We start from the raw sequence: 14,731 nt of genomic DNA, 5'->3' as shown, positions 1-14,731 counted from the left end.
ACACAACAAGACGAGGTGTCTATGTAGCAGGAACTACCGACCAAATACAAACCGTACGGACGTTATGGACAGCGGCGAAAGAGGTCTACTTAACGCTGACCAAGGGCGCACGCGTCATCGTCGCCGGCCGGCTCAAGCAACGCAGCTACCAAACCCGAGACGGGGACAAACGCACCGTGTTCGAGCTCGAGGTCGACGAAGTCGGCCCGAGCTTGCGGTTCGCCCAGGCCCAAGTAACCCGCACCGGACGCAGACCGAACAACGGCAACGGCTTCGGCGCCGACACCACGACGACCCGCGCGACCCGCACCGCCGACTCCACCGCAGCTGCGCCCCGCGCGGATGCTTCTGATCCGTGGGTCTCCTCCGCCCCGGCGGCCAGGGGCAGTCAGGCGTGGGCCGAGCCGGCGCTGGCCGGTGTCGGTGTGAGTGCTTTCGGACAACCACCGTTGTGACTGACCCGTTGTGACCTGACCCGGTTCTGCCATACCGCTGCGGCGGCGAGCGGGGAGGTAGGTGGTGGGTCGGGGCACCGTGCTGGGATGGGCCCAGCCGCTCGAGGGCTACCAGGCCATCGTGCGCCACGCCGTCGGGCCCGCGCCCGGCGGAAACGAACCCCCCGCGCCCGACCCAGCGATGGCCGCGGTCCGGTGGTGTGCGCGGGGAATTCGCCCCCGCACGCAAATTGGCGCGTTCCCGCCGTCGTGTCGCCCGCTGTCCTGGTGAACAGCCCTCGGCTGGGCCCACCCCAGCCCGGCACCCCTATTTCGCGAAAAGCGTGACAGTTCCAGCGCGCCTGGGTGCCGCACTATCCTCGCCATCCACAGTCAGGAGAACAGCTGTGTCCGTTCACGCATCCACCGTCTCCCCCACGACCACGCTCGCCACATACAGTGTCGAGCCCGGGTTCGACTGGCACGATCTCACTCTGTCTGCCTCCGATGTCACCGGCGCCAAGCCGCCATCTGACGAGCCCGCCACCAAATCGGTGACGGCGGTGCCGGATACGAGGTCGTTCCTGGATGCGATCGAAGCGATCGAACTCACCTTCGACACCGACCGCAAAGCCGCGATCACCATGTTCCGGCCCGCGTTGGACTTGGCGACCGACGCCGACTGGGACCTGTTGGACTTCATGGTCGAGTGCTTCACCCTCTACCCACGTGAGTCCGCGCTGCTACGTCTGCGCGCCCGCTGGTCCGCCGGTGACGAAACCGAACGCGAACGGTTGGTGCGGTTGGTGCCCGACACCGACCCCGGCTTGCACTCCCACGACAACCACGCCCTGGCCCAGCTCATCGAAACCCGCGCCCGAACCAACAAAACCAGCGTGGCCGAGGAGTTCGCGAAGTTTCAGGTCCAGCTCGCCGCCGCCGAGATGCCCCGCCAATCCATCCGGACCTGGCGCAACCCGCTGCCGCGCCTGACCATGCCCGCTTCCCGCCGCATCGACGCCGCCCGCCTGGACCCCGAGCAGATCCGGGCCCGCGTCCTTGCACGGGGCAAGCGTCGCCCTGCCGAGCCGGAACCGGCCGAGGTCACCGCGTATATGCGGGAGAGCTTGTTCGTCGACACCGATGTAGTCGAGCAAGCCCGCCTGCGCCAACGATGGGCTGAGCTGATCGCGCGCGGAGTCACCTTCACCGCCGGTGCGCCGCGGGGGTGGACTCCGCGACGCCCCGGTGACCGTGCGCCGCTGCCCGCGGAGTTGTCCGAGGCGATGTGGGATCACCAATACTGCGTGCACGTCGCCGACCAACGCGACCACGACCGCGCCCTGGCCGGTGAAACGGTGAAGTCCCCCGAACACTCCCACGCCTGGGCCGCCGAACGCACTGGGCTGCGCTCACGCGCCGACCGACGCGAGGGGTTCGTGTTCCAGGGCAACGGTCTCGACGACTTCGCCACCGCGATGACCCCGGTCGCCGGATGGCGGTGCGTGTCGTGCTTCATCGAACGCCCCACCACCGACCAACGCCCCATCCACGTCCGCGACGGGGTGATGCGTAGCGACGACGGGCTCTGCGACTACTGCCGCAGCGACAACCGCACCGGCCTGCCCGCACTCCCCGACGGGTTCACCGTCACCAATCTCGCCGTCGCCTACTGCACCTACTTCGTCGAGCACTACCACGACGCCGCCTACAGGTTGATCACCGAGGTGTGCCGTCGGGCACCGGAATGGTTGATCGCAGTGATCGACAAGTTCCTGGCCGCCCACCCCGACCTGCCCGGCGCCCCGCCACAGGTCGAAGACGATGCTGATCCTGAGTACATCTCGGCACCCACCGCGTCGAAGCGTCGCCGCGGACCGGTGGTGCCGCCCGGCCAGCGGCCCGGCCGGTGTGAGGGCTGCACCCGCTACACCCCCGTTCACGACGACGGGTTCTGCACACAGTGCCGGGTCCACCTCGGCCTGCACATCCCCACACCGCGCGAGCGTCGACTCGTCGCCGCCTGACCCACCCCCCAGCACGTAGTCGGCTGGGGCACCGCCAGATCCGCGGTGCTCCAGCCACTGCGCTTCACCTCGAGGAGGCCCGCCCGTGTTTCACCGCGCCCGTCACACCCGCGCTCGCCGCCGGTTCCTCCGTCAACGTCGGCGCCGCCTCACTCAGGTGATGATCACCGTCCACCTGGCGGCCGATCCTCGCTCGATGATTTACGGTCACCGACCCGGTGACCCCTACCTGTTGGCTGATCGGTTCCTGCTCGACAATCCCAGCGACGCCGACGACTTCGCGGTCCTCGACCGCATCTTCGCCGCACTCAACGACCACCCCCACCCCGCCGACGTCGAGCACACGCGCCGCTGGTACCAACACCGCCACCGATCCCTCTCGGTCGGCGACATCGTCACCATCGACCACCGCCGCTACGCCTGCACACCCTGGTCATGGGACGCGCTCCCAGCCGACTGAACGAACGCGCCCTGCGGCTGCGGCCGCGCCCGGTCCCGTGGGCGGGCCCGCCGCGACGGTCGCGGGCCCGCCCTCGGCAATATGGCCGGTCACCTCCCCTCCGCTTCCATGTCCCGCGACCACCTATCGCTTACGCCACCCCACCTACGCACCCGCAACCTCACGCTCCGCGCACCGCACACTGACGATCGCCCCCCCGCTTTCACCCCCATCACCCCCACACATCCTCTTCTCCGCACCTTTTCAAAGGGCAGACATCTGGCATCTCGGATAACGATCCGATAACGCCCGTGTCGATAGTTGTCCATCGTTGCCCAGAGTTGTCGAACCGAATTAATTGTCGCTTGCGGCAACATAATTCATTGATGCTTCATGGAGGTATGGTCGCGACTATTCATCGAGTCGCCGCGGGAAACGGCTATCAATATTATCTGCGTCAAACCGCCGCCAACGACCGAACCGCTCGCGGGCGGTCATCGCTGTCGCAGTACTACTCCGATCATGGTGAAGCACCCGGACGCTGGCACGGCACCGGACTGGGCGCACTCGACCTCACGGCCGGGTCGGAAGTGACCGAGTCCCAGATGAAATCGCTGTTCGGGGAAGGTCTTCACCCGAACAGCGAGCAGATCAGGACCGAGGTCTACGCACGCCAGATCGCGCTCGGCGCAAGCGACCGTGACGCCACCCGAGCGGCCGAGAAGGCAACGAAACTGGGCAACAAGTTCGCCGCCTATGAGGTTCGTTCGGAGTATCGGAAGCGTTGTTCTCAGGCCTATCGTGCACATAATTCAGCACGGAATATGGAACCCACTGCCGCCATTTCCGACGACGAACGCGCACGCATTCGCACACACGTGGCGACCGAAATGTTCACCGACGAGTACGGTCGCGCACCCCTGAACGCGAGAGAGTTGTCGGGTTGGGTCGCCAAGAACTCGCGCGTCAACCAGACCGCGCTAGCCGGTCTCGAGATCACTTTCTCCCCCGTGAAGAGTGTGTCTGTGCTGTGGGCGTTGGGACCACCGGATATGGCGCGGCGGTTGGAGGCTGCCCACCAGCGCGCGATCAGTGATGCGTTGGCGTGGTTGGAGCGCAACGCCGTGATCACCCGGCTGGGCCGCAACGGCGTCCGCCACGCCGAAGTCGATGGCATCGTCGCGGCCTGTTTCACCCATCGCGACAGCCGCGCAGGCGATCCCGACCTGCACACCCACGTCCTAGTCGCCAACAAAGTCCGCACCCTGGACGGTAAATGGCGCACGATCGACTCACGTCTGTTCCATGAAGCGGCCGTCACGGTCTCGGAGATCTATGACTCCCGCCTCGAGCACTACCTCGAACTCGCCCTCGGTCTGCAGTTCGAAACCCGTGCCGACCGCGACGTCCACCAGGTCCCGATCCGCGAAGTCATCGGTGTCCCTCTAGAACTGATCCACGCCTGGTCGCAACGCGGTACCGCGATCAACGCGCGCCTGGACCAGCTCACCGCCGATTTCCAGGCAACCTTCGGCCGCGAACCCACCCCCGAAGAGGTCTACGGCCTGGCCGATCGGGCGACGCTGGAAACCCGCCCGGCCAAACACCTCCCGCAATCACACACCCAGCAACGGCAAACCTGGCGGGAACAAGCCACCACGGTGCTCGGTGGCCGTGAGCCAGTTGACGCGGTGATAGTGGCCGCGGTGTCGGTGCCACCGATACCGCGTCCGGATCCGGACGCCGCGTTCATCGCCGCCACCGCCGAACGTGCGCTGGCCGCCGTGTCGGAGAGGCGCTCGACGTGGCGTCCGTTCAACCTGCGGGCCGAGGTCGAACGCCAGCTCCGCGGCCGGATCAGCCCCGCCGACTGGGCCTGGGTTCCCGACAAAGTCGTCGCCGCCGCCCTCTCACCGCGGTCTACAGTCGCGCGCGGTGATCCCGACCTCACCGAAGAACCCGAGCTGCGAGCGGTGCCAGCCTGGTTGCACCACCGCGACGGCACCCCGGTACACGTTCGTCCGAACTCCCAGATCTACACCACCCAAACCACTCTCGACGTCGAAGCCGCACTCATCGAACTGTCCATCGAACCCGGCGCCCGCACCCTGGCCCCCGGACTGCTGGCCGACGCGGTCACCGAATACAACACCGCGCATCCTGATCGGCCGCTAAACGCCGGCCAGGTCGGTGTCATCTCGTCCTTCGCCACGTCGGGGTTGCGGGTGCATACCGCCAACGCTCCGGCCGGCACCGGTAAGACCACCGCGATGCAAGTTCTCACCAGCGCATGGCATTCCAGCGGCGGCACCGTCCTCGGGATGGCACCCACGGCCGCGGCGGCCGCTGTTCTGGGGGAGTCGATCGGTACTCGTGCCGAGACCGTCGACAAGCTGCTCGACGTCCTCAACCGCCACTCCCCCCGCCCGGATTCGCCCACGATGATGCGGGATCATCCGCCGTCGTTGCCGCAATGGGTCCTCGATATCGACAACACGACGCTGGTGATCGTCGACGAGCACGTCAAACTCGGCAACACCAAACGCCTGCAACTGCTGCGGTTCCTGTCCCGACGCGGGGCCACGGTGCGCTGCATCGGCGACGACAAGCAACTGCCCGCGATCGACGCCGGTGGCGCCGACGCCGACATGAACGCCGCCTCCCCCGAACACACCCTGACGCTGTCCCACGTCGTCCGGTTCGCCTCCACCGGCGAAGCAACCGCGTCGATCGGGCTGCGCGAGGGCGACCCAGCCGCATTGGCCTGGTATCTGGACAACGACCGCATCCACGCCGGGCACACCGGATCGGTCTACGACGACACCTACACAGCTTGGGCCGCCGACCATAACGCTGGTCGGTATGCGGTCATGTTGGCGCCCACCCACGAGGTCGTGACCGCGCTCAACGCCCGCGCCCGCGCCGACAGACTCACCCGAACCGGTACGAAACCAGAGACCGAAGTGGTCCTCGCGGACGGGCTTTGCGGCTCTGTCGGTGACACCGTGCGTACCCGACGCAACAACCCGAAGCTGCGTTTCGGCCAGACGGATTGGGTTCGCAACGGCTACTCCTGGACCATCACCGCCGTCCACGAAGACGGTTCACTGACGGTGGCGCATCGACGCGGCGGCACCGACAGCGACAACACCGTACGGCTCCCGGCCGAGTACGTGCGCGCCCAAGTGCACCTCGGATACGCCGCGACCATCGATTCCGCGCAGGGAATCACCGCCGAAACCTGCCATGTCGCGTTGTCCGGGCGCGAATCCCGCCAACAGTTCTACGTCGCGATGACCCGCGGAATCCACGCCAACCACGCGCACGTCGCGACCGCCCTCGACGGCGCCGAAGGCTCGATCTACACCGAACCCGCCGTCTACCCACGCACCGCGGTAGAAGTTCTACAGCGCGTTCTGGCGCGCGACGGGGCCCAGAAATCCGCACACACCGAACTTCGTGACGCCCTGGATCCGGCACTGCGCATCGGGCGGGCGGTCGATATCTACCTCGATACCCTCGGCCTGGCTGCCGAACAGGCCCTCGGCAGCGACCGTCTCACCGAACTCGACCATGCTGCCGACACCATCCACCCCGACCTCACCGACAGCCCCGCCTACCCGGTCCTGCGTCAGCACCTGGCCCTGATCGCACTCACCGGCGCCGACCCCATCGCCGCACTCCGAACCGCCGCAAGCAAACGGGAACTCGACACCGCCGATGATCCCGCTGCGGTGCTGGACTGGCGACTCGACCCGACAGGCGCCCATTCCGCCGGCACAGGACCACTGCCCTGGACACCGGGACTACCCCACGGCGTCACCGATGACTCTCTCACCGAACCTGTTCGGGCCCGCGAACGGATTGTGGCCGCTCTTGCCGAACAAATCCGTGACTCCGCGCGACGGTGGACGCCGGGCAATGTACCCGCGTGGACGCGGCCACTGCTCGGGACCGATCCCGCGTTGCTGGGTGAGCTCGCGGTGTGGCGGGCCGGACTCGGTGTCCCCGACACCGACACCCGACCCGCCGGACCCGACCGCTACACCGACCTCGAACGCCTGCACCAGAAACGCCTGCAACAACGCGTCATCGACACCTACGGCGACCCGACCCTGCCCCGCAATCGGTGGGCCGAGGTCGTCGACGACATCGATCCGCGAATCAGCACCGACACCTTGTGGCCGATCGTGGCCGACAAAATCGACCTCGCCGACCGCGCCGGACTCGACATCACCACCCTGCTCACCGAAGCCGCCGCACAACGACCACTACCTGACGAGATGCCCGCCGCGGCCTTGTGGGCGCGCCTGGAACTGGAACCATCCGCCCTCGACACCACCGGCACCGACCCCCTCCGACCCGACTGGCTACCCGACCTCGAAGCCGTCCTCGGCACCGACACCGCCGAACACCTCACCACCGAACCGGCCTGGCCTCGGGTCGTCGCCGCCGTCGAACGCGCCACCAACACCTGGTCCCCCCGCGACCTGCTCTTCACCGCCTACGAACTACTCCAAGGCGCCCAACCCGACGACGCCGCACCGCTGCGTCCTGATCAACTCGCTGCCGCTCTGGCCTGGCGGATCGACGCGCTGCACCACCACACGCCGACACCAACATCACCTGCCCAGCGCCCAGAACCGGCAACGCCTGAACCGATCGCACCGGACGTCGATAGCGCACCCACGCCCACCGTCGCTACAGCGGAGCCGACCCAGCCCGAAGCCGAAGATGCTCGTGTCGCCGCCGTTATCAGCGAACCCACCGATAGCGACCAGCCCACCGGCATCGACCGCATCGCCGAATTGTTCGCGACCGGGCGAGTCGCCGACGCTGTCGCTGAGTTCCGCAGTTTCAACACCGGACTGTCCGACGATGAACAGGCGATTCTCACCGCCGTCTCGGAAACTCTCTATCAGTACAGCTTCCCCGTCGCGCAAGCCCGACTCCGCTGGGCCGCCCAACAATTCCCGCAACACCAGGCGCTGATCCAGGCCTGCACACCCTCGACAGATCCGCGCACCTTCCGCCGTGACACCGAACCCGACCACGACCGCACCCGGCCCGTCTACGACCACCGCGAACGCGTCGACCCCACGATCACACCGGCTGTTCTCGACCCGATCCGGGCCGCGGGCAACGACGTGGTCGACACCTACCTTGCCGACCCCGACACGCACGACAACCGCAATCTGGCGGCGACGAACGGCGACCGAGCGGCAGCGGTTGGTTATCCGATCGACTACGACCTGGCCGCGATACCCGCCATCGTCGGTCTTCCGTGTGTCGATTGCAGCATCGAGCGTCCCGGCAGTGCGAGCTCTCCCGTGCCGCCCAGGATCTCTGACGACGGCCTATGCCACGACTGCCGCGACAACGAACGACCAGGCATCCCCGAACACAACCCCGCAGTGCACCTCACCGCACGCTGCGCACACATCGCCGAAACCCACCCTGCGCCGACGGCATTAGCGATGCTGCGCCGCGACTGGCGCTCACTCGATCAGGTCGGTCGCAGACTCATCGAGCAATGGCTGACCGACAACCCGATCCGCGAACAACCACTCCCAGTCCTGGATCCCCTGCAACGTCTCTCGGATCGCGAGCTCGCCGAGGCGATCGATGGGCTTACTCAGCGGCTGAGCAATATCGCTGCCGAAGCCGAGATCTTCGCCCCGATTCGCCGTGACGACGTGGCCACTATGCCTGATCCGGTCGTGGCCGAACTTCGGCGAACCGCCGAGGACGCACAACTGTCCGCGCACCGGCACGCCCATGAACTCGACACCGCTGTCCGAGCGCTTCACACCACCGCGAACGCGCTCGACACCGCACGAGAGGACCTCGACGCCCTGCCAGTGACGCGGCGCCGCCAGCGGAAGACCCTGCAGGCCCACATCAACACCCTGGTCCGCGAACACCGCGAGCGCAGCGAAACGCACGAGCGGATCCGAAACGCCGCACGGGCAGCGAACCGTCACGCCAACGACCTACTCGCCCGCGCCGAACACGCCGCCACCGAGGACGAACACCGCCGTCTCGCAGAACAAGCACGCGCAGCCAGCAGCGCTGCCACCGAACGCGAGCAAGCAGCCGTGGCGCTACACGACGGCCTCGGCTCCGCACTCGCTGACCACCGCGCAGAACTACAGAGACGACGAACCCTCTCACCACCGCAACGACAACGCGAGGACTACGCACGAGCTGGACTCAGCTCAACAGCCGAGGATTTCAGCCCAGACCGAAACACCGACCCCGACGGAAACAAGCCGAGACCGGGAACCGACCTCGGCCGGTGACCTACAACATACGACACGAGGTGTCGGATGTAGGTGACGGTGCCGGCGCAGCGCTGCGGACCGAGGTGGGCGGTGCGCCCTGCGGTGACGACGTCGTGCCAGGGCGGTGCGGTGGCGGTGGCTGGGGTCCGCCGTTGGCCAGCACGACCGCACTGGCCGGGGTGAGGCGCTGGTCGAGTTCGTCCAGCAGGGTGGTTCGGTCGGTCCAGTGGAAGCTGGCGCCCATGGTGACCAGATCGAGAGCCGGCAGGTCGAGGGTGTCGAGGTGGTAGGAGTCGCCCTCGCGCCAGCTAATGTTGTCGATCTCGGCGGTGGCGGCGAGCGCGGCTCCTTCGTCGAGCATGTGGGGATCGGGTCGACCGCGTACCGGTGGGCGACCAGCGGTGCCAGGCGCAGCGCGATCTGGCCGGTGCCGCACCCGAGGTCGAGCACGGACTGGGTGCCGTCGAGACAGATGCGCTCGCTCACGGTGGTGAACAGCGCGGTCGGGTAGCCGGGCCGGTAGCGGGGTGGGGGGCGGCGGTGAACAGGCCACGCAGGTCGTAGGCCAGGTGTAGCGGGGATCTGCGTGCGTGTCTCGGCCAGCACGCGGGTGGTTCCGTCTCGGTCTGCTCATCGCCGCCGGCAGCGTTGTTGTCTGGTTGTGCCAGTGAATTCCGGCGTCTTTTCGGCGGGTGCCGGCGTCACAGATCGCGGCCCCAGGTAGATCACGGGATGCCGGGACTGCACGAAGCATTTCGGGGCCTATTGACACAGCACAGACGACGCCGCGCCACCCCTGTGAGGTAGGAGCGGCGCGGCGTCGTCTGTGCTGTGGATCAGAGCAGGGTGTAGACGGTTATGAAGGCGAGGAACAAAGTGAGGCTAGCTCCGAAGCCGATCGCGGCTTCACGCATGCTCGCGAGCGCGGTGGCACCGTTGGCGTAGGCCAGTACCCCGGCGGCGAACCCGGCGATGACCGCGAGTAGAGCGATGCCTACCAGCAGCAGCACCTTGGTGGGGATGGTCATCGGAATGCTCCCGTTCGATCTCGTAGTGATTTCCCGGGTTCCAGTGCATCCGATCCGATGCCCCGCAACGCTTCCCGAGGAAGGGCTAAAGTGCCTCTATGCAGGCACGAACGAATTCGCGAGTCGCTGCGACTCGCCACCGTGGCGGTGAGCGCGGGCCGCAAGGAACCCGCTGTCGGTGACGGGGAAGAGAGACGACGCCGACCATCGCTTCTTCGCCGCGCTAGACCGGTTGCACGCCCGGGCGGGCAAACCGAGCGCTGAGCATTTGTCTGCGGTGACCACGCGAATCATCGGCCGGACGGTTCCAGCGAAGACGATCCAGGGGTGGCTGGGCGAGAAGGACACCGATCGCGTTGTCCCGCGCAAGGGGCGCGGCTACACCTGCGTGATCGGGTATCTGCTCGAAAGTTCAGACACACCGGACCGCGAGATGGTTCAGGCCAAGAACGAATGGGAGCGGCGCCGCGAGGCCGCTGCACGGGCCACAGCGGCCAACCGAAAGGCCGCCGCCATCGAAGTCCCGGCCACGAGCGAATCGGTCGGTGTGCCGATTGCTCAAGTAGAAGACCCATTCGCTCTCGAAGTGCACGCGCTGATCACCGCCGATCACGCGGGCAAGTTGCCGCCACTGCCGCCGTACGTGACTCGCCCACATGACGAGCGGCTGGCTGCGGTCGTGCAGCGCGCGATCGGCGGCGAGAGCGCGATCGCGGTGATGCTGGGCGGATCGTCGACGGGTAAGACGCGCGCACTGTGGGAGGCGCTGGCCATGCTGCCGCAGAGCGAGTGGAGGCTGTGGCACCCGCGCTATCCGACCCGCCGTCAGGAATTGGTTGCCTCGCTGAAGAACGTCGGCCCGCACACCGTGGTCTGGCTCAACGAAACCCAGCGATTCTTCTCGGTTAGCGCCGAGGAGCAGGAGGCCACCGCCAATATCCTCGACGCAACGCTCTCCGACCCACGTCGGGCACCGATCCTGGTCTTGGGCAGTCTCTGGCGCGAGCACTACGCCGCGCTGTGCGCCGATCCTGGCTCACCTGCCCGCCGCCTATTCAACCATGAGACGATCATCGAGGTGCCAGCGGCGTTTACAGGGGACGATCTGGCAGCGATGCGCCTAGCGGCCGAACAGGATCCCCGGCTGGCGCAGGCCTGTGACCGCGCCGTGAACGGAGAGGTAGCACAGTACCTCGCCGGCGGTCCGGAGCTTATCGACCGCTACAGGTATCAGGTTACGGATGCTTCGCGGGCGCTGATCGAAGTCGCAATGGACGCGGTACGGCTAGGACGGCTAGGGCACATCAACGCTATCCCGGCTGCGTTGCTGAGCGATGCCGCACGTGACTACCTCAGCGACGCCCAATGGGCCGAAAGGGCCGAGAACTGGTTCGAAGTTTCCGTGGCCGAGACCAGTCGTTCCTGCAAAGGCACACGAGGGCCACTCACCTCCGCCTACGACCGCCTACGAGATAGCCGAAAGACCTACGGCGGGGGTACGGCGGAGCCTGCGTATCAGCTAGCTGAATACCTCGATCAGTACGGTCGCCGTCGTCGCTCGCGCCTGATACCACCGCTCAGTTTCTGGGCCGCCGCCGCAGCGCACGCCTACCCCGACCAGCAATACGATCTCGGTGACGCAGCATGTGATCTCGGCCTGTATCGCGAGGCCGCGCAACTGTGGAAGAACGCCGCAGGCCGTGGTCACTCAGGTGCTGCTCACCACCTCGTCACCGAACTGCACGCGATTTTCCCTCGCGATCGGCGCCCCGCGAGTTGGGTGGTCACTCGTATGGGCTTCGACGACTTGGGGTGGGTGGCCAGGCTACTCGAGCACTTGCGCAGGACAGACGCGCGCGACCAGGCGAGGACCTTAGCTGAGCGAGCTACCGCTCACGCTCTACCTCCCTACATTCCGTCCGAAGACCTGGCTTCGCTGCTGCGAGTGTTGCGGAAACTAGGCGCCGGGTCAGTGTGGGCGCTCGCCGAGCGAGCCGCCAGACAGCCCGTGCTCGACAATGCACGGGGGGTCTGCTGGCTGCTGGAACAGCTACCGCAGGTCGGAGCCTACGAGGAGCAATTTGCCCTGGCTCGGCGTGCTGGCGCCGATGTCCTTCTCTACGACATTGACGCCAATGCTCATTGGGTTAGCGGCCTGGTGTTCCAGCTGCAGATGTTGGGTGCCCACGAACAAGCGGATGTACTGGCCAAGCGAGCTGCCCGCCAGGTCGACATCAACAACCTGTCGGCAGTGACCCTATTGTTGAAATGGATGCGGCGTTCACTAACCCCGTCTGACCATGTGTCGCCACTGTCCGAACGAATTGCCGAAGAATTCGTCCTCAACGACCCGGGGCAGGCATCGGCTCTACTGGAGGAACTGCTGTTCCGTACTGACAGGCACGTCGAGACTGACAGGCACGTCGAGGCGTTCGCGCAGCGGATCGCCGCCAAATTCGGACTCAGCAATTCGCACCGAGCTGCCGAGGTGTTGGCTCAGCTACGAGCCAAGACCAGCGAAGGGCCTGATCCGCAGATGGCGGAACCATCACCAATCAAGAAGGTGGAAGCCGCCACCGAGCGAGCTCCTCAGCTCGAATCATTCCGCCCGCGCCCTTCATATCTGAAAGTCTCGCCAGGCCAGGGAGATCGGTTCCGATTCGGCCGCAAACCCGAAGATGGAAGCCCTTGCCCTGCCGAGCCGTGGTCGTGGAGCGATCTGGCCTGATTCGAGATCCATCTCGGCTACGACAGCGAACGGGAGGCGTCAAACGTGCCAGGAGGCCCGCACGTTATCGCAGTGTCGGCCACGATTGCCATGACTCTCTAACGTCCGATACTCACGATTCGTGGCCAAGGGTGCGCGGAACCGGTGGAAACCGTCGTTGGAACAGCGGCGATTCGACGTGGCGCTCCCCGTGCGGTTCTGCGGTCGTGACACCGGGTGTCTTAGGGGCGGCCCGGTCTCCACATCGGGCCGCCCGAGGAGTTCGACACCGTGTCCAGTCGCGGATGGGCACCGGGGCTGAGTCGGTGCTCCCGACCGGTTTCCTGACGGATGGGGACGTGACATCAGTGCTGGTCGTAGGGGTGTGGTCACTATTTTGAGAAAGGCCTACGGCGCCGGGATACAGGTGGCAGTGAAATAGCATCCGCACATCTCGCTGGGCTGCGGCCGCCGCACTGTCGAGACAGATCCCTGGTCGGCCGATAGGCCCCCGATCATCGAGCCGGTGAACAACGTCCTGATCGACACGCAGCGCACAAGTCGAACTGGGAGGCCATCGGGTCGCGTGAGGTCGAGCAGAATCAGCGGCCTCCGCGGTCATACCAGAACTGTCCGCCGACACCCCTGGCCATGGTCGTTTACGCAGGTCACACCAGCCGGTAGCGTGAGCGGTGCCCCAAAGTGGGTTGGGGACCAGCGCAATCGAGGAAGGTTGGTCCCGGCCGGAGTTTCGGCCGGGACCGGCTTTGCCTGCCGCTGGTCAGCTGGGAACTGGTGATGGTGTAGTCGCGGCCGGACACCAGTCGTACTTCCTCTCTACGAGATGGCACCGACCTTTGGTGGTGCCCGGCTCAACGAGCTGCGGCTGCTCCAGGCTCGCGTCAGGCTTTGCCGACGCCGGGAGTCGGAGCGCGAGTCTATGACCGCGCGGCCGACGACAACCCAGTCATGCCCATCCGGCTGCCCGAGCGCCCGTCGCACGCCGGTGATGCCCGGAGCCGCCACCACATCGGAGGTACGCGATGAGTAAAGGATCGATGAGCCACGACGACGCCGACCGGATCTCGGCGGCAGCCGCAGCCGACCCGAGCAGTCCTACCGCCACGTCGGGCTTCGACGATCGGGCCCAGGCCGCCGCCGATCGCAACGACGACGGCTACGACGATGACGACTACGAGGATGAGGAGTAACCGACCCTGACGTTCTGCCGCCCCGCCGATTCGCGCCGGGGCGGCAGAACTTGCCGGTCAGGGCTGCCCAGTCAGCCGCGTCCACTCCGCGGCCACCTTCGCGCTGCGGGCCAGGCTGTACGCCATGGCTCGGCGCCCGACCGGTGTGGCCTCGGGGCCGGTGAACCATCGCGCGATCGGTTGGCAGTTCTTGTCCAGGTTGCAGTCCGCGCAGCAGGGTTCCAGGTTTTCCGGTGAGCTGTCGCCGCCGTAGGCGATCGGTCGAACATGGTCGATACACATCGCCTTGGCACCGCAGTACACGCACCGGGCACCGCGGGCGACCAGGGCGCTGCGCAGCGGCTTGGGGATGTAGCGTAGCCGCTCTCGACAGTCCTGGCACCGCCCACTGAACCCCTGGTCAAAGTTGATTTCACCGCCACACTGCACGCAGACCGCAGGTTCACCGGCAGCTCGCCTCTCCTCGCGGCGCGCCGACCGCTCGGCTTCACGTCGCCGACACGAAACGTGGAAATCCACGCCGGTCTTGCTGCGAACCGGTTGCCCGCAGTACACACATACGCGCTTGACGTACCCACCGTCGGCGGGACCGGGCGGTGCC

The 14,731-nt window shown here is 66.5% G+C and carries 9 protein-coding genes and 1 pseudogene; 7 read left to right on the top strand and 3 right to left on the bottom strand.

What is annotated here, in order from left to right; all coding sequences use genetic code 11:
• Window positions 1-44: 44 nt before the first annotated feature.
• The 5 genes and pseudogenes from ACWEVR_RS30790 to mobF form a co-directional block, all read left to right on the top strand.
• Window positions 45-146, top strand: a pseudogene (locus ACWEVR_RS30790) (hypothetical protein); the annotation flags it as partial.
• Window positions 147-176: 30 nt separating this feature from the next.
• The gene (locus tag ACWEVR_RS30785) at window positions 177-455 is read left to right on the top strand and encodes a hypothetical protein (RefSeq protein ID WP_452469769.1); all 279 of its coding nucleotides are present in this window, start codon (window positions 177-179) and stop codon (window positions 453-455) included.
• 386 nt (window positions 456-841) lie between these two features.
• On the top strand, window positions 842-2,461 hold the full coding sequence (locus tag ACWEVR_RS30780) for a hypothetical protein (RefSeq protein WP_280303816.1): 1,620 nt from the start codon (window positions 842-844) through the stop codon (window positions 2,459-2,461).
• Window positions 2,462-2,657: 196 nt separating this feature from the next.
• Window positions 2,658-2,921 carry a hypothetical protein gene (locus ACWEVR_RS30775; RefSeq protein ID WP_280303814.1) on the top strand — a complete coding sequence of 88 codons (264 nt, stop codon included), beginning with the start codon at window positions 2,658-2,660 and terminating at the stop codon, window positions 2,919-2,921.
• 365 nt (window positions 2,922-3,286) lie between these two features.
• Window positions 3,287-9,202: a MobF family relaxase gene (gene mobF / locus ACWEVR_RS30770; protein WP_452469768.1), complete on the top strand. Its 5,916-nt coding sequence runs from the start codon at window positions 3,287-3,289 to the stop codon at window positions 9,200-9,202.
• A 1-nt stretch (window position 9,203) separates the two neighbouring features.
• Here mobF and ACWEVR_RS30765 read toward each other — a convergent pair whose 3' ends face one another.
• Together ACWEVR_RS30765 and ACWEVR_RS30760 are read right to left on the bottom strand one after the other, a co-directional pair.
• Window positions 9,204-9,545, bottom strand: coding sequence for a hypothetical protein (locus ACWEVR_RS30765; RefSeq protein ID WP_280306928.1), 342 nt, complete (start codon window positions 9,543-9,545; stop codon window positions 9,204-9,206).
• A gap of 475 nt (window positions 9,546-10,020) precedes the next feature.
• A complete protein-coding gene (locus ACWEVR_RS30760) occupies window positions 10,021-10,212 on the bottom strand; it encodes a hypothetical protein (protein WP_280306927.1) in 192 nt (63 codons plus the stop codon).
• 178 nt (window positions 10,213-10,390) lie between these two features.
• Here ACWEVR_RS30760 and ACWEVR_RS30755 point away from each other — a divergent pair, with 178 nt between their 5' ends.
• Entirely contained in the window at window positions 10,391-12,940 is a 2,550-nt protein-coding gene (locus tag ACWEVR_RS30755) for a hypothetical protein (RefSeq protein WP_280306925.1), read from the top strand.
• 1,022 nt (window positions 12,941-13,962) lie between these two features.
• Window positions 13,963-14,130: a hypothetical protein gene (locus ACWEVR_RS30750; protein WP_452469767.1), complete on the top strand. Its 168-nt coding sequence runs from the start codon at window positions 13,963-13,965 to the stop codon at window positions 14,128-14,130.
• 57 nt (window positions 14,131-14,187) lie between these two features.
• Here the strand turns inward: ACWEVR_RS30750 and ACWEVR_RS30745 are convergent, their stop codons facing one another.
• Window positions 14,188-14,433, bottom strand: coding sequence for an HNH endonuclease (locus tag ACWEVR_RS30745; protein WP_280306934.1), 246 nt, complete (start codon window positions 14,431-14,433; stop codon window positions 14,188-14,190).
• Between the last annotated feature and the right edge of the window lie 298 nt (window positions 14,434-14,731).

This window comes from Nocardia sp. NPDC003979 (assembly GCF_053605015.1).
This window is presented reverse-complemented; position numbering and strand designations above follow the sequence as displayed.